This is a genomic window from Halosimplex pelagicum (assembly GCF_013415905.1).
GTDB lineage: Archaea > Halobacteriota > Halobacteria > Halobacteriales > Haloarculaceae > Halosimplex > Halosimplex pelagicum.
On the sequence record NZ_CP058909.1, the window covers coordinates 1,928,208 to 1,949,986 of the forward strand.

Annotated in this window: 20 protein-coding genes and 2 pseudogenes; 10 read left to right on the forward strand and 12 right to left on the reverse strand. The window is 70.1% G+C overall.

The window, feature by feature from the left end:
* Window positions 1–152: 152 nt before the first annotated feature.
* The 5 genes and pseudogenes from HZS54_RS09480 to HZS54_RS09500 all read right to left on the reverse strand — a co-directional run.
* A pseudogene (locus tag HZS54_RS09480) lies at window positions 153–638 on the reverse strand (alkaline phosphatase family protein); the annotation flags it as partial.
* A gap of 462 nt (window positions 639–1,100) precedes the next feature.
* Window positions 1,101–2,051 (reverse strand): annotated as a pseudogene (locus HZS54_RS09485) (alkaline phosphatase family protein); the annotation flags it as partial.
* 90 nt (window positions 2,052–2,141) lie between these two features.
* The gene (locus tag HZS54_RS09490; RefSeq protein WP_179922237.1) at window positions 2,142–2,306 is read right to left on the reverse strand and encodes a hypothetical protein; all 165 of its coding nucleotides are present in this window, start codon (window positions 2,304–2,306) and stop codon (window positions 2,142–2,144) included.
* A gap of 140 nt (window positions 2,307–2,446) precedes the next feature.
* A complete protein-coding gene (locus tag HZS54_RS09495; protein WP_179922239.1) occupies window positions 2,447–2,617 on the reverse strand; it encodes a hypothetical protein in 171 nt (56 codons plus the stop codon).
* Window positions 2,618–2,861: 244 nt separating this feature from the next.
* Entirely contained in the window at window positions 2,862–3,395 is a 534-nt protein-coding gene (locus HZS54_RS09500) for an inorganic diphosphatase (RefSeq protein WP_179922241.1), read from the reverse strand.
* A 203-nt stretch (window positions 3,396–3,598) separates the two neighbouring features.
* On the opposite strand from HZS54_RS09500, the gene HZS54_RS09505 reads away from it, so the two are divergent.
* Window positions 3,599–3,961, forward strand: coding sequence for a PadR family transcriptional regulator (locus HZS54_RS09505; protein WP_006884987.1), 363 nt, complete (start codon window positions 3,599–3,601; stop codon window positions 3,959–3,961).
* 1 nt (window position 3,962) lies between these two features.
* Here HZS54_RS09505 and HZS54_RS09510 read toward each other — a convergent pair whose 3' ends face one another.
* Both HZS54_RS09510 and rnhA read right to left on the reverse strand, forming a co-directional pair.
* Window positions 3,963–4,586, reverse strand: a complete 624-nt coding sequence (locus tag HZS54_RS09510) for a DUF7108 family protein (RefSeq protein ID WP_246391877.1) — start codon at window positions 4,584–4,586, stop codon at window positions 3,963–3,965.
* A 30-nt stretch (window positions 4,587–4,616) separates the two neighbouring features.
* Entirely contained in the window at window positions 4,617–5,210 is a 594-nt protein-coding gene (gene rnhA, locus HZS54_RS09515) for a ribonuclease HI (protein WP_179922243.1), read from the reverse strand.
* Between the two features lie 119 nt (window positions 5,211–5,329).
* On the opposite strand from rnhA, the gene HZS54_RS09520 reads away from it, so the two are divergent.
* From HZS54_RS09520 to HZS54_RS09530, 3 genes are all read left to right on the forward strand, one after another.
* Window positions 5,330–6,265 (forward strand): M48 family metallopeptidase, encoded by a 936-nt coding sequence (locus HZS54_RS09520; RefSeq protein WP_179922245.1) that lies wholly within the window; start codon window positions 5,330–5,332, stop codon window positions 6,263–6,265.
* Window positions 6,266–6,381: 116 nt separating this feature from the next.
* Window positions 6,382–7,632 (forward strand): DNA repair protein NreA, encoded by a 1,251-nt coding sequence (gene nreA, locus HZS54_RS09525; RefSeq protein WP_179922994.1) that lies wholly within the window; start codon window positions 6,382–6,384, stop codon window positions 7,630–7,632.
* Between the two features lie 115 nt (window positions 7,633–7,747).
* Window positions 7,748–8,107 (forward strand): hypothetical protein, encoded by a 360-nt coding sequence (locus HZS54_RS09530; protein ID WP_179922247.1) that lies wholly within the window; start codon window positions 7,748–7,750, stop codon window positions 8,105–8,107.
* 120 nt (window positions 8,108–8,227) lie between these two features.
* Here the strand turns inward: HZS54_RS09530 and HZS54_RS09535 are convergent, their stop codons facing one another.
* Window positions 8,228–8,371: a DUF7331 family protein gene (locus HZS54_RS09535; protein ID WP_167837346.1), complete on the reverse strand. Its 144-nt coding sequence runs from the start codon at window positions 8,369–8,371 to the stop codon at window positions 8,228–8,230.
* Between the two features lie 257 nt (window positions 8,372–8,628).
* Here HZS54_RS09535 and HZS54_RS09540 point away from each other — a divergent pair, with 257 nt between their 5' ends.
* From HZS54_RS09540 to HZS54_RS09550, 3 genes are all read left to right on the forward strand, one after another.
* Complete coding sequence (locus tag HZS54_RS09540) at window positions 8,629–10,683, forward strand: COG1361 S-layer family protein (RefSeq protein ID WP_179922249.1); 2,055 nt, start codon at window positions 8,629–8,631, stop codon at window positions 10,681–10,683.
* Between the two features lies 1 nt (window position 10,684).
* A complete protein-coding gene (locus HZS54_RS09545) occupies window positions 10,685–13,129 on the forward strand; it encodes an efflux RND transporter permease subunit (RefSeq protein ID WP_179922251.1) in 2,445 nt (814 codons plus the stop codon).
* A gap of 82 nt (window positions 13,130–13,211) precedes the next feature.
* A complete protein-coding gene (locus HZS54_RS09550; RefSeq protein ID WP_179922253.1) occupies window positions 13,212–14,618 on the forward strand; it encodes a dihydrolipoyl dehydrogenase family protein in 1,407 nt (468 codons plus the stop codon).
* Window positions 14,619–14,795: 177 nt separating this feature from the next.
* On the opposite strand, the gene HZS54_RS09555 is transcribed toward HZS54_RS09550, so the two are convergent.
* A complete protein-coding gene (locus tag HZS54_RS09555; RefSeq protein WP_179922255.1) occupies window positions 14,796–16,247 on the reverse strand; it encodes a cytochrome P450 in 1,452 nt (483 codons plus the stop codon).
* Between the two features lie 133 nt (window positions 16,248–16,380).
* Between HZS54_RS09555 and HZS54_RS09560 the strand changes: the two genes are divergently transcribed.
* The 3 genes from HZS54_RS09560 to HZS54_RS09570 are packed head-to-tail and all read left to right on the forward strand — an operon-like array spanning window position 16,381 to window position 18,046.
* The gene (locus tag HZS54_RS09560; protein WP_179922257.1) at window positions 16,381–16,971 is read left to right on the forward strand and encodes an AAA family ATPase; all 591 of its coding nucleotides are present in this window, start codon (window positions 16,381–16,383) and stop codon (window positions 16,969–16,971) included.
* A 19-nt stretch (window positions 16,972–16,990) separates the two neighbouring features.
* Complete coding sequence (locus HZS54_RS09565) at window positions 16,991–17,410, forward strand: RNA-binding domain-containing protein (RefSeq protein WP_179922259.1); 420 nt, start codon at window positions 16,991–16,993, stop codon at window positions 17,408–17,410.
* A 6-nt stretch (window positions 17,411–17,416) separates the two neighbouring features.
* Window positions 17,417–18,046, forward strand: coding sequence for an HAD family hydrolase (locus HZS54_RS09570; protein WP_179922261.1), 630 nt, complete (start codon window positions 17,417–17,419; stop codon window positions 18,044–18,046).
* A gap of 32 nt (window positions 18,047–18,078) precedes the next feature.
* Here HZS54_RS09570 and HZS54_RS09575 read toward each other — a convergent pair whose 3' ends face one another.
* From HZS54_RS09575 to HZS54_RS09585, 3 genes are all read right to left on the reverse strand, one after another.
* Window positions 18,079–19,170, reverse strand: coding sequence for a molybdopterin-dependent oxidoreductase (locus HZS54_RS09575; RefSeq protein ID WP_179922263.1), 1,092 nt, complete (start codon window positions 19,168–19,170; stop codon window positions 18,079–18,081).
* Window positions 19,171–19,273: 103 nt separating this feature from the next.
* Window positions 19,274–20,950: a DUF7343 domain-containing protein gene (locus HZS54_RS09580; RefSeq protein WP_179922265.1), complete on the reverse strand. Its 1,677-nt coding sequence runs from the start codon at window positions 20,948–20,950 to the stop codon at window positions 19,274–19,276.
* A gap of 202 nt (window positions 20,951–21,152) precedes the next feature.
* Window positions 21,153–21,647: a DUF7344 domain-containing protein gene (locus HZS54_RS09585; RefSeq protein ID WP_179922267.1), complete on the reverse strand. Its 495-nt coding sequence runs from the start codon at window positions 21,645–21,647 to the stop codon at window positions 21,153–21,155.
* Window positions 21,648–21,779: the final 132 nt, after the last annotated feature.

Sequence of the window (21,779 nt, forward strand, 5' to 3'; positions counted from 1 at the left end):
GGTCGTCACCTCACATGTGCAACTTGCGGGCGAGTATGCATATATAGGGGTGCGCATTCCCGAGGTCTGAAAATCCCGGGACGAGGACCGAACGAACCGATCCACCTGATAAAAACCCGGTCGAACGCGACCCTCTCAGTGGGTCCGGCCGCCTACACCAGCGAGGTGCCGTCGAACTCGCCGCGCTCGTAGTCGATGTCCATCAGGTCGAGGATGGTCGGCGCGATGTCGAACAGATCCACGTCGGAGACCCGCGCCTCGTCGTCGTCGATCAGCAGCGTGGCGTTGTCGAAACTGTGCATGCCGTTGCGGGCCGCGAACTCCACGAAGGGGTTCTTGCGGCCCTTGAAGCCGGCCTTCAGGTCGAAGCCGTGGTTCGGAACGATGGTCAGGTCCGGCGCGATGTCGTCGTGGTCGCCGCGGAAGGCGTCCTCCTTGGTGACGACGCGGTCGGCGACGGGCTCGCCGTTCGGCCCCTCCATCTCCTCCAGTTCGGCCTTCAGCTCGGCGCGGACCTCCTCGTAGTCGTCCTCGGGGACGCTCCCGCGCGGTTCGCGGCCCTCGAGGTTGAGGTAGAAGCGGCCGGGGATGAGCGAGTAGGCGTCGGCTTCGTCGGCGATGTCCGGGAGTTCGGTGTGGGTGTACTCCAGCACGTCGGTGTCCTCGCCCAGGTCCGTCCCCAGGGCGACCCCGTCGGCCGGCGTGACGGTGATCTCGAAGCCGTCGTCGCTGTCCGCGACGTCGACGCCGTCAACCAGTTCGGTGGTGTCGGCCTTGTCGACGCCCATCGACTTGGGGGTGGCCCCGGCCAGGTCGTCGACGAGGCGGTCGCGGACCTCCTCGGTGAGCGCGACGACGGTGTCGCCGTCGACGTAGGCCTCGCCCTCGGCGCGGACGAGGTCGACCTCGATGCGGAACGAGGTCTCGCCGGTCGACTTGGTCTCGACGTCGGCGGCGTCGACGACCGCGACCGAGTCACCGTTCTCCTCGACGACCGCGGGGGCGGCCGCTTCGACGGCGGCGACGGCCTCCTCCCGGGCGTCCTCGGAGTCGGCGACCAGCGCCTCGCCGTCGAAGTCCACGTCCAGTGTCGAGATGTCGACGAGTTCGTCGACGTCGCCGGCGTAGTCGGGGTCGACCTCGACGTGGCCGCCCTCCCGCAGCCAGGCGCCGACCTGGAACGTGTAGTCGCTGTCCTGGTCGTAGGAGAGCCAGCCGTTCTCGCGGAGCCAGGCGTTGCAGTTGACCTCGTAGTCGAGCGAGGTGAACCCGTGGTCGGAGGCGACCATCATCGTCACGTCGTCGGGCAGCATCTCGCGGAGCTCGCCGAGGTACTCGTCGACCTTCTTGTAGAACTCGACGAGCTCCTCGGCGTACTCGCCGTCGTACTCGTAGTCGCGGAACAGGAAGTGGTTGACCCGGTCGGTCGCCATGAAGACGCCGAAAAAGAGATCCCAGTCGTCCTCCTCGACGTAGTGTCTGAACGACTCCTGGCGGGCGTCCAGCGTCGCGTGGGCGTCCTCCATGAACTCGCCCTTGTCGGTGTGGCCGAGGCTGGCGTTGGTGTCGATGCGGTAGTCGATCGACTGGAGGTAGTCGCGGAACTCGTCGGGGTAGGCGGACTTCTCGACGCCCGGCGAGAGGAAGCCCGAGACCATCCGCTGGACGTCGCGCTGGGGCGGGAACGTGGTGACGACGTTCATCACCGTGGCGTCGCGACCGGCCTCGTGGACGCGGTCCCAGACCCGCTTGGTCTGGACGTCCCGACGCATCGGGACGTACGTCTCGTAGGAGCCGACCTCTCGGTCCTGAAAGCCGTATACGCCCGTCTCGCCGGGGTTCTTGCCCGACGTGAGCGCCGGCCAGCAGGCCGAGGACTCGGGGGGCACGATGCTGTCGATGGCGCCGGCCGACCCCTCGTCGACGAGCCGGGAGAGGTTCGGGAACTCCTCCCGGTTGTCGGCGATGAGGCTATAGGGTACGCCGTCGATGCCGAAGAAAGCGACCCGCGGCTCGTCGTCGCCGCCGCGGATACGGTCGAACAGTCCCATACCCCGGATTACCGCGGTGGGGCACAAGAAGCTTCTTTTCGCGGACAGGCTCGGGGGGCGTCGGTGACGCTCAGCCGCCGCTCGTCGCCGTCAGTCCCGCGAACCGATCCCGGCCGACCGCTCGACGACCCCGTCGTCGAGCCCGTCCTCACCCGGCTCGTCGTCGCCGAGATCGTCCTCGTCGGCCGCGTCCCCGAGGTTCTCGGGCACGACCGTCAGGTGCGCCATCCCGGCCGTCGGAGTTCTGGTGGCCATACACCTCGACGTACGCACGCGTCCCCCAAGTAATTACCCATGCTCATAATTTATCGGCGGAACCGGGGCGGATGCGCGGGAGGTATACCGCGCGGTCGTGGTCGACCCGCCGCGTCACGGTACGGCGCGAGCGGGACCGATCACCGCATCGACTCGCGGTCGACGGCGCCGTCGGAGACGATCCACCCGTCGGGTTCGCTGGTGTCGAAGACGACCGTCTCGTCGTCGCAGTCGACGGCGACGTACCGTTCGGAGACGGCGGACACTTGTTCGCGCAGTGCTTCGGCGGAGGGAGGGTCGGTGTTCTGCATCGGGGTCACCTCGGACGAGTACATCTTCGGGCCGACGGATGATATAGGGGGCCGACCTCGTACGTGATTTCACCTCGTTTCAGAACCGTTTGTATCCCCTCGTTGTCTGGCGATTTAACCGTTCACACGGCGCGTAAACTGGCGTGAACGGTTCACCGTCGGCGAGGTCGGGGGACTGCCGGTCAGGGCGGTCGGGGGACTGTGAGGACGGTTCGAGAGAACGGACGGCCGCGGCCGAGCGGCCCTACTGGAACTCCTCGTCGTAGAGGTCCTGGGCGTGTTCGATGGCGTCGTAGGCGGACTGCTTGTCCTCCCAGCCCAGCGTCTCGACTTCCTTGCCCTCTTCGAGGTTCTTGTAGGTCGCGAAGAACTCGTCGATCTCGTCGAGTTGCTGCTGGGGGATGTCCTCCAGGTCCTCGATGTGGTCGTAGCGGGGGTCCTCGCTGGGGACGGCGATGACCTTGTCGTCCTGCTCGCCGTCGTCGTCCATCTTCATCAGGGCGACGGGACGGGCCTCGATGACGCAGCCGGGGAACGTCTGGTCCTCGACGAGGACGAGCACGTCGAAGGGGTCCTCGTCGTCGTAGTACGACTGCGGGATGAACCCGTAGTCGGAGGGGTAGTGGACGTTCGAGTGGAGCACGCGGTCGAGGACGACGCCGGGGATGTCCTTGTCGTACTCGTACTTGTTGCGTTCGCCTTTCAGGCACTCGACTACTGCGTAGATCTCCTCGGGCGGGTTCGGTCCAGTCTCGAGGTCTTCCCAGAGGTTCGACATCACCCGCGAGTCCGCCTGGCGCCGGCAAAGGCCTTTCCGTTTCGTCCGCACGCGCCGCCGCACAACCGGCGGAACTCCCGGGTAGCGGTAGGATTATCATTCTGTGATATCACTCGGATAAGCGGCCGGCGAGGGGGGGTATCCTCACGGATAACGGAAGAAAGTTAACAAGTGTTAAATAGCCAGATGACATTCCACTAACCATGTCAGAGGCACAATCGGTGACTGACACCCCCGGAATCGCACGCGAGCTGACCGCGTTCCAGCAGAACATCCTCGTCATTCTCGGCGAAGAGCCCCGATACGGGCTCGCTATCAAACGTGAACTCGAAGACTACTACGACGACGAGGTCAACCACGGCCGGCTCTACCCCAACCTCGACGACCTCGTCGAGATGGGCCTGGTCGAGAAGAGCGAACTCGACAAGCGCACCAACCAGTACGCCCTGACCGACGAGGGCTACGAGACGGTGCTCGACCAGCTCTCCTGGGAGTTCTCGAAGCTCGTCACGAGCGGCGACCGCGCCGACGACCTGCGCGAGCTCGTCGACGCCGTTCAGGAGTAACTCACTCGCCCAGCGGACAGCGCTCGTCCGCGACGGAGAAGGCGACGCGTACCGATTTTTCGACGACCGCACGTTGTTCAGCCGTCGGCCAGGCGTTGCGCGGGTAGTAGTCGGTCAGGAACTCCGAGAGCTCGTCGGCCGTCGCGTCGTGGATGGGTTTGGCGTAGTGGTTGCCCACGAAATCGGCGAGCGCCGCGACGTTCGCGGCGTGGTCCTCGCCGTGCTCTTCGCGGACCTCGGCGACGATATCGCGGTTGTAGTCGTCGATATCCTGCCAGTCGTCGCCCTCGCCGGGTCCCGACAGGGGGATCTCGATCCCGCGGTCGATCGCCTCGACGCGTTCGGTCCTGATCTCGCCGTCTTCGACCCACTCCTCGGGGTGGAGCACGAGCACGTCCCGGGTCTCGTCCTCGCGGACGCGGGCGGTGTAGTCGTGGTCGGCCAGCCGCTCGTCGCGGTCGACGCGGTAGGCGGCGGCCTCGTCGCGGTCGACGGCCTCGCGGGCGAGCCGCGTCAGCCGCTCGGCCTCGTCGACGACCGGCTCTGGCGGGATGTCGTCGGGCTCGGCGTCGTCGTCGGCCAGCACGTCCGGGGCTTCGCTGGGGTCTGGTGTCTCGTCGGGCATGGTGTATGTCGTCGTGATTCGCGGGGCCGATCAGGCCTCGTCGAGCGCCTCGTTGGCGAGTTCGTCGGCGCGGTCGTTTATCTCCCGCGGAACGTGCTCCAGGGACCACTCGTCGAAGCCGGTCAACAGCTCCCGGACGGTGACGCGGTACTCCCGGAGTTCCGGGTCGTTCGTGTCCCACTCGCCGCGGACCTGCTTGACGATGAGTTCGGAGTCGCCGCGCACGTCGATCTCGTCGAGGCCGTAGTCGCGGGCGACGCTGACGCCCTCGATGAGCGCCTCGTACTCGGCCTGGTTGTTCGTGGCGCGGCCGATGGTGTGACCGCCCTCGGCGACGATCCCGTCGCCGCCGACGATCACCCAGCCCACCGCCGAGGCCCCGGGGTTGCCCCGGCAGGCGCCGTCGAAGTAGACGTGCGCGCGGCCGCCGCCCTCGCGGACGATCCCCTCCAGGTCCGCCGGGTTGGCGCCCTGGATCACGACCTTGTCGTCGTAGGCGACGGCGGTCGCGTCGCCGCGGCTGGCGCGCCAGCGCTCGTGGTCCGTGTTCCCCGACTCGACCTCGACCCCCGCGTCTTCGAGCCGCTCGCGGGCCGCCGCCACGTCGCACTCGACTGTCGGCATCGTTCACACGTCGGCCGTCCCCGGGCATATGGGTTCGGATCCGCTCGGACCGACCGCGACCGATCCCGCTCCCGCACCGACCGCTTTTGCCCCGTCGGGCCGAACGTCCGGCCGGTACCGTGTCGCTGACCCGACGGCTCGACCGCGCAGCGGGGCTGCCGGCGGCCTACCGACTGATCGACGCGCTCCTGCTCGCCGTCCTGGCCGCGGCGCTGGCCGCCTGCTACGCGGCCGGGATGGCGCCGGCGGCGGTCGCGGCGGTCGCGCTGGCGAGCGTCGGACTGGAGTTCGCGGTCGGCCGCGTCGTCACCGACGGCCTCCTCCGCGGGCTCGAACTGGCCGACGAGGCGCCGCCGCGGCTCCGCCGGACCGCGGCCGAGGTGGCCGCCGACCTGGGCGTCGCGACGCCGTCGGTGGTCGTCGACCGCGAGAGCGCCGGCGGGGTGAACGTCCTCGGCGACGGCGACCGCACGGTCCTCGTCGCCTCCGCGGCGCTCGCCGAGCGCCTCGACGACGCGGCGCTTCGAGCGGTCGTCGCCCACGAACTCGCCCACCGCTCGCTCGGCCACCTCCACCGAGTTCCGCTCCGGGCGGGCGTCGCCCACGCGGTCGGGCTCGCAGCGTTCTGGCTCCTCGCGCTTCGGCACCTCCCGCCGGGGGTCGCCGCCGTCGCGGGCGGCGCCTTCCTCGTCGCCGGCGTCGGCCGCTCGAACGACTTCAACCTCCTGCTGTACGTCCTCGCCAGCGGCGGCGTCGTGGTCCTCGTCCGGGCGCTCGCGGCGCGGGCGAGCCGGCTGGAGGAGTGTCACGCCGACGACGTGGCCGTCGCCGCGACGAGCGCGACCGACTTCTGCACCGGGCTCTACGCCGTCGGCGCGCTCGGTGACGACGCCGACGACGCCGTCGCCGGCGGCAGCCCCTTCGGCTCGCGGCGGACGCGCCTGGAACGCCTGACGGCCGAGCACCCGTCGATCGAGTCGCGGCTGGCCCGGTACGGGCTCGGCCCCGACGAGGTGGCCGAGGGCGCGGGGGTGGAGCGGCCGGCGGACGACTGAGCGCGCGGCCGTCGCCCGAACGACCGCCGGGCCGCGTTCTCCGGACGGCCGCCGTCGGGTTCCCGCACCGACTCATTGAAGCCCGTGGGGGCGGTACGGTGAAGCGAATGGCGGGCATGCGCCTCGACGACTTCATCGAGGACTTCCAGCGCGACGAGGCCGCGGAGAAGCGCCGGCTGGCCGAGGAGAAGTCCTACGAGATCACGGAGTACCTCGACGACGTGGAGCGGGAGTTCCAGCAGGCCGTCCAGGGCGACTCGATGTTCGGCTCGACGGCACCGGAAGTGTTCGTCGGTCGCTCGGGCTACCCGAACGTCTCGACCGGTGTGCTGTCGCCGATGGGCGGCGACGCCGACGCCGCCGACTTCGCGACCAGCGGCGACTGGTACAGCCAGGGGTACGGGATCGACGACGTGCTCCAGCGGCGGACGGGGATGCTCAACTCGACGCGGTCGGCGAAGGTCGACGTATCGGACGTGTGGGACGGCTTCGTCGGGACACAGCGCGAGGTCGCCATCGCCGACCACCCCGTCGACGTGGAGGTCGGGCTCGACGGCACGCCCGACATCGACATCTCGCTCGACGACATCTCGACGCCCACGGGGCCACGCGCCCGCGCCACGAACGCCGACCTGGCGGAGAATCCTCACGTACCGCGACCGGTCGAGAAGACGCTGGAGGACGACGACTGGGCCGCCGAGGGGGCGATGACCTACCTCTACCGCCGCGGGTTCGACGTGTACGACATCAACACTATTCTCTCGGCGGGCGCGCTGGGCCAGGGCCACAACCGCAAGCTCGTGCCGACGCGGTGGTCGATCACCGCGGTCGACGACACGGTCGGGAAGTTCCTGCGCGGTGGGCTCCAGCACAGCGACACCGTCGACGAGGTGTCCGTCTGGACGAACGAGTACATGGGCAACCGCTACTGGGTTATCCTCGCGCCGGGCAACTGGGAGTTCGAACTCGTCGAGATGAAGGCGCCCGAGAGCGTCTGGAACCCGGCGGCCGACGACTACTACCTCTCCAGCGCCCACGAGGGCTGGGAGGGCCGGACGGGCTACGTCGAGGAGACCGCCGGCGCCTACTACGCCTCGCGGCTGGCGGTGCTCGAACACCTCCAGGAGCGCGACCGCCAGGCCAAGGCCCTCGTGCTCCGGGAGGTCACGGACGATTACTGGGCGCCGGTGGGCGTCTGGCAGGTCCGCGAGGGCGTCCGCCACGCCTTCGACGGCGAACACGGCGTCGCCGAGAGCTTCCGCGACGCGCTCCGGGGGGTACTTCCGCAGGTCCCGGTCCCGCTGGGCCGGCTCCGCCGGAAGTCCAACCTCGTCGCCGGCCTCCAGACCTCGATCACCGACTTCTGAGTCCCGGTTCTCCGGGGCGCCATCGGCGGGGCGCCACCGCCGGCGCGGCGTCCGACGCGGCCGCGGGACGTGTCTCGGCGGAAGGGTTTTCGCGCGACCGTTCGTAGCCGTCGGTATGCTCCTCCAGCTGGGGATGCCCGGCGGTCTCGAACTGCTCGTCGTCCTCGTGATGGGTCTGTTGATGTTCGGCCTCCCGCTGGTCCTCGTCGCCGTCCTCGGCGCGCTGTGGCTGCGGGCGGACGACGACCACGACGAGCGCATCCGGCAACTGGAGACGGAGATCGCCCGCCTCCACGCGCAGGTCGGCGACGACGACGGCGCCACCGCCGACGAGTTCACCGACCCCGGCGCCGCCGACCGTCCGACCGACGACGCCCCCGACTCTCCGACCGACGACGCCCCCGACTCTCCGACCGACGACGCCGCCGACCGTTCGCCCGACGGCGGCCGCGATCCCGACCGCGACGGCGGGTAAGGTGCTCCTGCGACGCGTCCGCCGGTCGGACGGGTGACGGCGCGGCTGAACGGTCGGTGCCGAAGAAAGGGAAGTCGTACGCGAGGGCGCTCCGGCGGGGCGAGGTCGCTCCGAGGCCGGTCAGGCTATCTCGTCACCGGTCACTGTTTCGTCCGACTGGATCCACGCGCGGTGGTTGTCCACGTCGTAGATGACGATGTCACCGTTCGCGATCTCGAGTTCGTCGTAGCGGCTCGTCTCGGAGCGAGTTTCGTTGGTTGCCATTGTTGTGGTCTACGTTCCGTCGCTGTCTGTCGGTTCGACGCTATCGGTAGCTACGTCCTATGCCTTGTTAAATGTTACCAATGGTTCGGGTACTGACTCCAGGGCGGTGACGGCGCGGGGTGGGCGGGAATAAACTCTCGGAAAGTTCCTACCTGTTTACAATGATCGACAGGGCTCGGGCGGCAAATCGGGGAACGACACCTGCGTGGCCGTCGTTGGTCCCCGCGGCACGGTGGGTGGAGAACGAGAATCCACGTATGCAACGGACACAGCTCTTCGTAGTCGCGTCAGTCGCACTGCTGCTCGCCGCGTCGCCGGTCGCCGGCGCGGTCACCGACCAGGGGGTCTCCGACCCCGCCGAGACGGGCGCCCTGTCGGGGGCACCCGGTCCGGCGGAGGCGTCCGCCGCGGCGGCCCAGCAGCAACAACAACAGGACAACGTCACCGGGAACCCCGGGATCGACGTGTCGGTGCCGGACACCGACTTCGTCCCCGGCGCCCAGACCGCGCTGCAGGTCGTCGTGCTGAACGACGGCAACGTCACCAACGGCTCGCTGTCGAACCCGCAGCTCGAACAGCAGGTGACCACCGCCCGCGCGCTCCGGGTCAGCGTCGGCGAGCACGACGCGCCGCTGACGGTCAACACCAACGAGCGCGCCGTCGCGCGCCTGCCCGACGGCTCCTCCGCCCCGGTCGAGTTCCGGATGGAGGTCGACCGCTCGGCCCAGCCGGGCACCTACCGGCTGCCGATCAACGTCTCGTACAACTACACGCAGTCGATCGACCCCGAGACGAGCGAGTACAACCGCACGAGCACGACGCGGAACTTCACGGTCGACGTGACGGTCGAGGAGGCCGCGCAGTTCCGCGTGACGGACGTCGAGTCGACGGCCCGGATCGGCGCCACCGGCACGGTCGACGTGACGATGCGCAACACCGGGACCGCGGTCGCGCGCAACGCCTCGGTCGCGCTCACCTCTCAGAACGCAGATATGACGTTCGGCACGTCGGCCTCGTCGACCCGCTACGTCGGCGGCGCCTGGGCGCCCGGTGAGACGCGGACCGTCTCCTACCGCGTCAACGCCGCGGAGTCGGCGAGCCGACAGCAGTACGCCTTCGGCGCCACTGTCAACTACGAGGACGAGGACAGCACGCCGATGGAGTCCAACAGCATCTCGCTGGGCGTCACGCCCGCGCGCGAACAGACGTTCACTATCGTCGACAGCGAGAGCGACGTGGCCGTCGACGACGACGGGCCCGTGACGATCACCGTCCGCAACGACGGCCCGATCGACGTGCGCGACGCGTCGGTGTCGGTCACCTCCGGGAGCCCCGCGCTCACCTTCGGCGGGTCGACCACCGCCAGCGAGTACGTCGGCACCTGGGCCGCCAACGAGACCCGCGAGATCGCCGTCGAGGCGACGGCGACGCCCGAGGCCGAGAGCCGCACCTACTCCCTGCAGGCCTCGGTGAGCTACGAGGACGGCGAGGGCGACCCCGGCGAGTCCGGGACGCTCCAGTTCGGCGTCCGCCCCGACCCCGAAGTTGAGTACGAGTTCGACGCGAGCAACCTCAGTTCGACGCTCCGGGTCGGCGAGGAGGGGACCCTCTCGGGCACGATCACCAACGTCGGCGACGCGCGGGCCGACAGCGTCGTGGTCGTCTTCGAGTCCGAGAGCCAGAGCGTCTCGCCGCTCGAACGGGAGTACTCGGTGGGCAACCTCCGGGTCAACCAGTCCAAGGAGTTCGCCTTCGACGTGGAGGTCAGCGAGTCCGGCGAGGCCGGCCCGAAGCAGTTCACGCTGCGGCCGACCTACCGGAACGCCGACGACGAGCGCAGCGAGGCCGAGAGCTTCGACACCCGCCTGCGCGTCCGCCAGCAGCGCGACGCCTTCGACGTGTCGGTCGTCAACGGGACCGTCGAGCGCGGCGCCGGCCGCGTCCTCGAAGTGACGGTCACGAACGTCGGCGAGGAACCCGTCAGCGACGTGTCGGCGGCGATGTACGCCGACGGTCCGATCAGCGTCGACGACGGCGAGGCCTACGCCGACGAGATCCCGGCCGGCGAGTCGGAGACGCTCGCCTTCGATATCTCCACCGGGTCGGACGCGCTGACGAAGTCCTACCCCGTCGAGATGGACTTCCAGTACGACGAGGCCGACGGCGACACGACCCTCTCCAGCGGCTACACCTTCGCCGTCGACGTGACCGAGCCCGAGGACAGCGGCGGCGGCCTGCCGGTGCCCGCCGTTGTCGGGGCGCTCGTCGTCCTCGCGCTCCTCGTCGTCGGCTACCTGCGGTACGGCAGGTAAGATGGTCTTCGAGTGGTTCACAGACGAGGTCGGCGACGCCATCGCCTCCTACCCGGGGCGGATCAGCCTCGCCTTCCTCCTGCTGACCGCCGTCTTCGTCGCCGGTCTCGGCAACGTCGAGACCGAGGGCGGGAGCAACCAGTTCGTCGAGGACCTCGACTCGTTCGAGGCGTTCGAGGACATCCAGCGGGAGTTCAGCACGGGCTTCGGCGGGGGTTCGACGAGCACGCAGCTGCTCCAGCGCGAGGGGAACGTCCTCTCGCGGACGAGCATGCTGCGGATGCTGCGAGCCCAGGAGCGGTTGCAGGACCAGGACGGGTTGCGGGTGACCGGCGTCTCCAGTCCGGCGCGGACGGTCGCCCAGCAGCTCGACCCGGACGCGGCGACGGTCGAAGCGCAGATCGACGCCGTCGAGCGGGCGACGGCGACCGAGATCGACCGCGCGGTCCGCCGGGCGGCGGAGACGCCCGGGTTCACCTCGCAGGTCAGCGAGGACTTCGACACCGAGAGCGCGGCCGCGCGCGCGGCGCAGGCGTCGGTCACCCACGACCGCGACGTGGACGCCCGCGAGGAGCGCGTCGAGCGGGTGGTCGGGAGCGTCGGCGGCGACATCGACATCGTCGGGACCGCGCCCGACACCATCGGGTCGTCGCTGGCGCTCGTGCTCCCCGCGGCGTTCATCCTCATCGTCCTCTTCCTCGTGGTCGCCTACCGCGACCTCGTGGATCTGGTCCTGGGCGTCGTCGCCATCCTGATGACGCTGCTGTGGACGTTCGGTTTCCTCGGACTGGCCGACATCGCGTTCAACCCGTTGCTGGTCGCGGTCCCGCCGCTTCTGATCGCGGTCGGCATCGACTTCGGGATCCACGCGGTCAACCGCTACCGCGAGGAGCGCGAGCGCGGCCAGCCCGTCGGGACGGCGATGGACGTCACGACCGCGCAGCTGCTCGTCGCCTTCTTCATCGTGATGGGGACGACCGTCATCGGCTTCCTCTCGAACCTGCCGAGCGCGCTCGCGCCCATCCGCGACTTCGGCCTCGTCGCCGCCATCGGTATCTGTTTCACCTTCCTGATCTTCGGGATCTTCCTCCCGGCCGCGAAGGTCAAGACCGACCGCCTGCGCGCGAGGTACCCGATCCCGACGATGAGCGAGCGCCCGCTCGGGTCGGAGGGGTCGCTGCTCGGTCGCGCGCTCGGCGGCGGCGTCGTCATCGCCCAGCGCGCGCCGGCGCTGTTCATGCTCGTGATCCTTGTCGCGAGCGGCGCCGCGGGCGTCTACGCGACCGGCGTCGGCACCGGGTTCAGCCAGGACGACTTCCTGCCGCCGGAGTACGAGGAGATCCCCGACTGGCAGAAGGAGCTTCCGGGGCCGTTCAGCCCGCCGGAGTACAGCGCCATCTCCAAGAGCAACTACATCGAGGACAACTTCCCACAGAGCAGTTCGGTCCTGCTGTTCGTCGAGACGCGGATGCACCGCGACGCGGCGCTCGACCGGGTCTATCGGATGGGCGACGACCCGCCACCGACCGTCCTCCGCGAGGGTCGCCACGCCGAGAGTCAGTCGGTCGTCACGGTCGTCCAGTCGTACGCCGACCGGAACCCGGAGTTCGCCGACCTGGTGGCGCGTAACGACCCCGACGACGACGGCGTGCCCGAGCAGAACCTCCGCGAGGTGTACGACTCGCTCGAATCCGCGCCGGCCTCCGGCGTGAGTGGCGTCCTCTCCGAGGACCGGCGGAGCACGCTCGTCACCTACTCCGTCGACGCCGACGCCACCAACCGCGAGATCGCGGCCGACGCCGAGACCATCGCCGCGGAGAGCTCGCTCGACGCGACGCCGACGGGCAACGCTATCATCTTCGAGGAGGCCTCCGAGCTCATCCTCAGCACGGTGATCACCAGCCTGATCATCACGCTCGTCGGCGCGTCGGCGTTCCTGATCGTCGTCTATCACGTCTTGGAGGGGCGCGCGTCGCTCGGCATCGCCAACGTCGTCCCCATTGCGCTGACGGTGACCTTCGTCGTCGCGTCGATGCGCTATCTCGGCATCGACTTCAACGCGATCAACGGGGTGATCCTCTCGCTGACGATCGGGCTCGGCATCGACTACTCCGTCCACGTCGTCCACCGGTTCGCCGACGAGTTCGAGAACGCCGACATCGAGACGGCGCTGGATATGGCCATCCGCGGGACCGGCGGCGCGCTCACCGGCAGCATGCTCACCACTGTCGCCGGCATGGGCATGCTCGTCTTCGCGCTCAACCCCGCGATCGGCGCGTTCGGCGTGCTGACCGCGCTGTCGGTCGTCTACGCCTACATCGCTTCGATCGTCGTCCTCCCGTCGACGCTGATGCTGTGGGACCGGGTCGTCAACCGCTCGCGGGCGGCCAAGTTGCTCTACGGGGACGGCAGCAACCCCACTCCGGAGACAGCAGTCGAGGAGTGACCGCGTCGGCGGTCGCCGTCGCGCTCCCGTCTTCCGCGCACACCCCCTGAACGCTTTAGGGCTGGTCCGCGAAATCGAGGCTATGGTTCACGTGGTCATCGTCGGCGCCTACGGCAGCGCCGGCGCCGCGGTCGCGAACTCGCTCGCCGAGGAACCGGACGTGGAGTTGACGCTGATCGACGACGGTGACCCCGGCGGCGGGCTCTGTATCCTGCGGGGCTGTATGCCCTCGAAAGAGGTGCTGTCGGCCGGCGCCCACCGCTTTCGCGCCCGCCACGACGACCGGCTGGTCGGCGACCCCCACGAGGTCGACCTCGACCGCACCATCGAGCGCAAGGACGACCACACGCTCGGGTGGGCCGAGCACCGCCGCGAGTCGATCCACGAGATCGCCGAGCGGTCGGACGTGGAGTTCGTCCACGACACCGCGCGGTTCGTCGACGACCACACGGTCGTCGCGGGCGGCCGGGAGATCACCGGCGACTACGTGGTGATCGCCACGGGCTCGGCGGTCAACGTCCCCGACCTGCCCGGTATCGACGACGTTCCCCACCAGACGAGCGCGGATCTGCTCGACGCCACCGAGCTTCCGGACTCGGCGGTCGTGATGGGGCTGGGCTACGTCGGGCTGGAGATGGTCCCCTACCTGAGCGAGGTCGGCGGCACCGACGTGACGGTCGTCGAGCACGACGAGCGGCCCATCGACGAGGCCGACCCCGCGTTCGGCGACACCGTCCTCGACCTCTACCGCGAGGCCTTCGACGTGACGATCCCCACGGAGTGCTACGAGAAGCGCGTCGAACCGACCGACCACGGGGGTGTCCGCCTCTACCTCGAACACGTCGACGGCGACGACGAGGTGGTCGAGGCCGACGAACTCTACCTGTTCACCGGTCGGCGACCGTGCGTGGGCCGGCTCGGGCTGAAAAAGTCGGCGCTGGAGCCCGGGCCGGACTGGGTGCTCGACACGATGCAGGCCCGCGACGACGACCGGGTGTTCGTCGTCGGCGACGCAAACGGCAAGGAGCCGATCCTCCACGTCGCCAAGGAGCAGGGCTTTACCGCCGCCGAGAACATCCTCCGGCGCGAGCGCGGCGAACCGCTGAAAGCCTACGAGAACGTCACCCACCACGTCATCTTCTCGGGGCTGGGCGTCTACCCCTACGCCCGCGTCGGCATGACCGAACGCGAGGCCCGCGACGCCGGCTACGACGTCGCCGTCGCGAAACGGCGAGCCAGCGACGACGGCGTGTTCGCGGCCAAGGACGCCCCCGAGGGCGTCGCCAAGCTCGTCGTCGACCGCGAGACGGCGACGGTGCTGGGCTGGCAGGGGCTGCACTACCACGCCGACGTGATGGCCAAGACCATGCAGATCGTCGTCGAGATGGGTCTGGACGTGCGGGAGGTACCCGACCGCGCTTATCACCCGACGACGCCCGAGATCATCGACGGGCTGCTCCGGGACGCGAGCGACGAACTGGCCGAGTAGCGGGAGCGACCGTCGCGGTCGCTGTGAGGTGTGGCGGCTCTTTTCCCACCGTTCGATCCGCTCGCCCATCCGTCCGCGTCGGCGTGCGCTGGAGCGCGCGCCACAGCAGACGAATGGTGCGTGGCGCGTCTCTCCTGCCCTGTCCCGTCGTGCTTCGACACGACTCCCGACTCCGGGCTACCGCTCTCGCAGATCGACTTCGATCGGCTCGTCGGGCTGGAGGGTGATCTGCATCGAGAGGTCGAGCGGCGGCTCGGTGACCGGGTCGAACGCGAACCGGCTCGCGAGCGTCGCGAGCACGAGCTTGGCCTCCATGAGCGCGAATCGCATGCCGATGCAGTGGCGCGGACCGCCGCCGAAGGGGAAGTAGGCGTACTCCGGGAGCGACTCGCGGAACTCGTCGGTCCACCGCTCCGGGCGGAAGGCGTCGGGGTCGTCGTACCACCGGTCGTCGCGGTGGACGACCCACTGGGGCATCGAGATGGTCGACCCCTCGGGGATCCGGTAGCCGCCGAGGTCCACGTCGCGCGTGGGCTCGCGGAAGACGGTGTAGGCGGGCGGGTAGAGCCGCAGCGCCTCGTCGACCACCCTGTCCAGATAGTCCAGTTCGAACAGGTCGGTCGCGCCCGGTCGCTCGGCGTCGGCGGCGCTGCCATCGCCCCCGTCGCCGAGGACCGAATCGAGTTCCTCGTGCAGGCGGGCCTGTCGCTGCTGGTCGTTCGCCAGGAGCATGACCGCGTACGAGAGCGTGAGCGCGGTGGTCTCGTGACCGGCGAACAGGAAGGTAAAGAGGTGGTCGCGGATCTGCCGCTCGGAGAGGCCGCCGTCGCCGGATTCGCCGGTCCCGTCGTCCGGGTCGATGGAGAGCAGGATGGAGAGGAGGTCGTCGAACTCCTCGTCGCTGGCGCGGCGCTCGGCGACGATGTCGGCGATGGCGTCGTCGAACTGGGCGACGGCGCGGCGACAGCGGCGATTGGCGGGTGTGGGGACCCACAGCGGGACCAGCGCGGAGACGGAGCCGGCGTCGAAGCGGTCGGAGATGACCGCGGCGGCGTCGCGGATGGCCGACTCCCGGCCGCGGATGTCCACGTCGAGCAGCGTCTTCGCCAGGATCTCGAGGGTGAGCGTCCGCATCTCCTCGCTGACGGGGAGCGGGCCGGCCTCGGAGTCGCGCTCGGCCCACTCGGCGGCGCGCTCGTCGGCGAAGCGGGCCATCATGTCGGCGTAGGTCTCGACGCGGTCGCGGTAGAAGGAGGGCTGCAGCGCCGTGCGGTGGGCGCTCCAGGCCTCGCCCTCCATCAGGAACAGGCCGCCGTCGGCGATCTGGCCCAGCGCGTTGCGGATGATGGAGGCGCGGCGGTAGTCGGCGTCGTCGGTGACGAGCACCTGCTCGATGTCGGCGGGGTGTTTGAGCATGACGCCGTCGCTGGTGGCGACGCGGTAGGTGACCACGTCGTCCTCGTAGGCGGCGCAGCGCGCGTAGAAGGTGAGCGGGTCCCGGAGGAACTGAAGCGTGTTCCCGATCACCGGAACGCCGTCGGGCCCGGGCGGCCGGTCGCCGGCCGTGGACTCCCGGAGCGCTTCGGCGTCCGTCCCTCCGGTCCCGTCGGCGCCATCGTGTGTTGCCATCGAGTGGCTCTACGGGCTCCAGCGGCATCGTCCTTCGGCCGAGTACGCTCGACCCTGTAACTCCCCGTCGTCGGGGCCGACGCACACGACCGACAACGCAGTCCTTATGCGGGCCGTTCCAGTACATCCGGCGATGACAGTCATCGGGATCGTCGGACTGCCCGGGAGCGGGAAGAGCGAGGCGGCCGCGGTCGCGCGGGAGGCGGGCGTGCCCGTCGTCACGATGGGCGACGTGATCCGCCAGGCCTGCCGCGACCGCGGGTTCGACCCCGCGACCCACCACGGCGAGATGGCCCGGACGCTCCGCGAGGAGGGCGGCCCCGACGCCATCGCCCGGGAGTCGCTCCCGCTCATCGAGGATCGACTCGACGACGCCGACACCGTCGTCGTCGACGGCATCCGCTCGGACGTGGAGGTCGAGCGGTTCGTCGAGGCCTTCGGCGACGAGTTCACGCTCGTCGAGATCCACGCGCCCGACGAGCTGCGCGCCGAGCGCCTCGACCTGCGCGGCCGCGACGCCTCCGCCGAGGAGGGCGGCGAATCGATCGCCGAGCGCGACGAGCGCGAACTCGGCTTCGGAATGGGCGCGGCGATGGAGCGAGCGGACGTGACGATCGTCAACGACGCCAGTCTCGACGCCTTCCGGGCCGAGATCGAGCGCCTGCTCGCCGACGGTCCCGACGCGGTCGCGGACGACCGAGCGGACGGCGACACCGACGAATGACCACACGGGAGACACAGACATGAGCACCGTCTACAGCGTCGACGTACAGATCACCGCACCGGTCAACGACACCGAGGTGACCGACAGGGTCGCCGACGCCGTCACGAACCTCTTCCCCGGCGCCGAGGTCGACCACCAGCACGGGGAGATCGTCGCCACCGCCCACGACATGTCGGAGTTCTCCGAGTCGCTACACCGCCAGGAGATCCTCGACACCGCCCGCGGCGCCTTCTTCGAGGACCTGCGCGGCGACACCTTCTCGTTCGACCTGAAGAAGCAGGCCGCCTTCCAGGGCGTCGTCAACTTCGCCGTCGGCGACCCGAGCGAACTCGGCGACATCCACGTCCGCGTGCGAGTGAACGACCCCGACGCCGAGTCGTTCATCGACCACGTCGCCCCGCCGACGAAAGAAGGCAAGCCGATCGACCCCGACGAGTAACGCCCGATGGCGGCGATCTTCTTCGATGTGGACGGGACGCTGGTCCGCTGGCGCGGCGACTACGCCGACGTGCTGACCGACGCCTTCGAGCGAGCGGCGGGCACCCATCGCGGCGAGTGGCTCGACCACTACGACGAGCGCTTCTTCCACCACTTCGGGGCGTTCGCCGACGACCCCTATCGCCGAGCCTTCGCGGACGTGTGCGACGAACACGCCGTCGGCTGCGACCCGGAGGCCCTCGCCGAGGCGCTCGTCGCCGCGGAGTTCGACGCGGTCGAACCCGTTCCCGGCGTCGAGGCGGCGGTCGACGCCCTCGCCGACCGGCACACGCTCGGGATTTTGACCAACGGCGTGCCCGACGTGCAGTTCGGGAAGGTCGCCGAGATCGGCCTCCTCGACCGCTTCGACGCTCGCGTGGCCTCCCACGACCCCGAGATCGGCGCCACGAAGCCCGATAGCGACATCTACGAGGCGGCGAAGGCCCGGGTCGACGCCGAGCGGTACGTGATGGTCGGCGACGACCGCGAGCCCGACGTCGACGGCGCGCGCGAGCACGGCTTCGAGACGGTCCACGTCGACGCGACCGCCTCCGACCTCTCGGCGCCGGACTTCCGAACGCTCGCGACGCTGCTCTGACCTGTCCGTTCTCCCGCCCTCGCTGACGGCGATCAGTCGTCGTACCAGCTGACGAAGACGGCGATCCACTCGCCGAGTCCGCGCCGGCGGGTCACCCGCACCGACTCGACCCACTTGACCCACTGGAAGCCGCGGCGACCGGGCGCGACCAGCCTGATGGGGGCGCCGTGGCCGTGGCTGAGTCGCTCGCCGTCGACGTGGGTCGCCAGCAGGGCGTCGCCGGCCTCCTCGACCGGGAGGCTCCAGCGGTAGCCCGTCACCGAGCGGAACTGCACCCAGGCCGCCCCATCCTCGGGGTCGGCGGCGTCGAGCAGGTCGCCGACGCTGACGCCCCGCCAGTCGTGTTCGGAGTACCACTCGCTCGTGCAGTCCAGCAGCGCCCGGCGCTCGGCCGGATCGACCGTCGAGGTAGGGTCGTCCTCGGTGGTCACGTCGCCGTAGGACAGGTCCAGCGGTTCGCCAACCCTACCGTCGACCGTCAGCGACCACGCCTCCCGGTCGACGGGGTCGGGGTCGTCGGCGACCCAGGAGGTGACCGGGAAGCCGTTGCCCGAGTCGCTGCCCCGCTCGCGCGAGCCGGTGAACCGGCGCTCGGCCCCGGCGGTGTCGAGGACCCGATTGGCGACCTCCTGGGCCTGCCAGGCGACGGCGCCCGACCCGACGAGCGCCGCGTAGCGCAAGGCGTTGCGCCGGTCGGTCGCCGACTCCCGGGTCGGCAGCGCGAACCGCTGGCGCAGGTGGAGGAGCAGGAGGACGGGAACGACCAGGCCGAGCCCGATGTGGAGGTTGAGCAGGCCCCACGGACCGAGGTCGAGGTTCCCGCCGAACACCCACCAGATACCGGTCGCCAGCGCGGCGGTCGCGACGACGCCCAGTAGCACCGACAGCAGCCGCGTCGCGTCGAGGTCGCCCGGCCGGAGCCGGTGGCGCACCCGCCGGAGCTTCCAGGCCAGCAGGACCACCGTCGCCAGCCCCGCCACCGCGTGTACGTCGAACACCCAGGCGGCCGCCGGGCGACCGGAGACGAGGCTCACCGCACCCGTCGCGAGCAGGAGAACCACCGCGCCCAGCAGTGACGCGTCGACGACGCGCGGCGGCGGTTCGAACCGCGGGAACCGGCTCATCGGTCGGTGTTAGGACTCGACGGGCTTGACTGGCGGGGTCGACGTGTCGGGTCGACGCGGGAAGAGTCCTCGGCTCGGTCCGCGCGCCCGCCGAACGGCGGGCCTACTCCTCGAAGGCGGACTCGGCGCCGGGCGGCAGGTCCTCGGGGCGCATCACGACGTTGCCCCGGCCCACGTCGACCTTGACGATGGTGTCGTCGTCCTCCATCGCCGAGAGGACGCGGCTGACCTTCGACTTCGACCAGTCGGTCTCCTCGACGAGGTCGGCCTGGCGCATGCGGCCGTCGTGGTCGTCGAGCAGCGTGAACACGACCTCCTCGTCGGAGAGGAACTCCGTCGGCACCTCCTCGGTCGCGGCCGCTCCTTCGTCGGGAGCCCCGCCCCCGTCGCCGGTGACGCCCGCGGCGCTCGCCGCGCCGGGCGCGCCGGGACCGTCCCCCTCGTCGGGGTCCCCGGAGGTGCCGGTCCCGAACACCCCGCGGATCCGCGCGAGCGGCGCGCGGCCGGACCACGAGAGCAACGCGAGCACCGCGACCGCGGCGACGGACACGCCGGCCAGACCGGCGAGCGCGAGCGACAGTCGGTCGCCGACGGTGTCGACCTCCCTGGGGTCGGGGACGCCGTCGCCGTCCGTGTCGGGGTCGTTCGGGTCCGTCTCGTAGCGGTTGACTTCGGCGCCGTCTTCCAGACCGTCGCCGTCGGTGTCGGGATTGGTGGGGTTGGTGTCGTAGGTGTTGACCTCGGCGCCGTCGTCGAGACCGTCGTCGTCCGTGTCGGGGTTCGTGGGGTCGGTCTCGTAGCGGTCGACCTCGGCGCCGTCTTCGAGGCCGTCCTCGTCCGTGTCGACCTGGTTGGGGTCGGTGTCGTAGGTGTTGACTTCGAGGTTGTCGCCGAGGCCGTCACCGTCCGTGTCGGCCTCCAGGGGGTTCGTCTCGTACTCGTTGATCTCCGCGCCGTCGTCGAGGCCGTCGCCGTCCGTGTCGGGGTCGGTCGGGTCCGTCTCGTAGGTGTTGACCTCCTGTCCGTCGGGGACGCCGTCGCCGTCCGTGTCGGCCTTGTTGGGGTTGGTCCCGAGGTCCAGTTCGCGCGGGTCGGACAGGCCGTCGCCGTCCGTGTCGACCATGGTCGGGTCCGTCTCGTAGCGGTCGACCTCGGCGCCGTCTTCCAGGCCGTCGTCGTCCGTGTCGGCGTTCAGGGGCGAGGTCTCGTAGGTGTTGACCTCGGCGCCGTCGGTGAGGCCGTCGCCGTCCGTGTCGTTCGACCGCAGCGACGTGCCGAGCGACGCCTCGCGCTCGTTGGTGAGGCCGTCGCCGTCGAGGTCGCCGCCCCGCGCGAGGACCGTAACGGGGTAGGTCTCGGTGTCCAGCGGCTCCGAGGCGTTGGCCGCCGTCACCGAGGCGCGGAGCCGCTGCTCGCCGGTGAAGTTGGCCGGCCAGGAGCCGGCCCCGACGGTGACCGTCCGATTGGCGCCGGTCGGGACCGAGACGGGCTGACAGCCCAGTTCGCGGTCGACGCCGGCGAGAGCGACGCAGGCCGAACCGTTGGCGAGGCCGGCGTCGCTGGCGACGGTGATACCGAAGCGGTGGGCGCCGGACTGCCAGAGCCCGAGGTCGTCGCCGAGGCCGTCGATAGCGGCGTCGCCCTGGTAGCTCGCGTCCGTGATCCGGGCGTCCTGCTGTGAGGGGGGCGCCGCGCCGTCGACGGCCGTCGGGACGACGGGTGCGGCGGTACCGGCCAGTACGAGCACCGCGAAGATCCAGACGTGGACGTTCCGTACCATGGGGTCGTAGGCTGCGTGCCGCCGCCGCCGCGGCCGGACGCTCCCGGCTGTGCCACCGCACGCGCGGGTGCGGGAGTGTCACTCTTGTTGGGTTGCAGGCGTTAGGAACCTTACGCCCCCGGCTGAAGGGTATGGTGACCTTTCCGCGGTCAAGCTCCGCCTTCCGGACGGCCCGCCCGGCGACCGCGGCGGTAAGCTACCGTTAGGAGAGCCGCCCGGTCCCCGTCGCGGGGTCCGCGTCGCTCTCGGATGGCCCGTCGATCTCCCGGTCGTCCGCTCCGGGTCCGTCGGTGAGGCCTCCGAGGACCCGCGCCGCGGACTCGCCCCCGCCGTGGTCGGTCCACGGCTCGCTGACGGAGAGTTTCATCTCCTCGGAGAGGCGGACGATCCCCGAGCGCGGGTCGTACGCGAGGACGCCGAAGTCGTCGAGCTTCGCCAGGTGCGCGCACCCGAGACGCCGACGAACGCGGTCGACGAGGTCGTCGCCGGCCGCAGCCGGTCGCTCGCGACCGCGCCACCACCCGACGAGGTGCGCCGCAACCGCCTCCACCGACGACCGGCCGCCCGCCTCCTGCAAGTGATAGAGGATCGCCCGCCGCTCCCAGTCCGAGAAGACGTCGTGCATGGTCTGGATGCCCGTCGAGTCGAGCCGTCTGCGGTCCCGTGGTGCGTCCGCGCATGAGTGCGTGTTTGACATGGTTCGTGACGGGGCTCCGGGCCGGCGCCGCCGACGCCGGTCGCCCACCGCGCCCCGTGTCAGGTCGGACACTCGACAGTGCCAAAGAACCGCAAACACGTCCCGTCAGTTGCCGCGGTTCGTCCCCGTCCC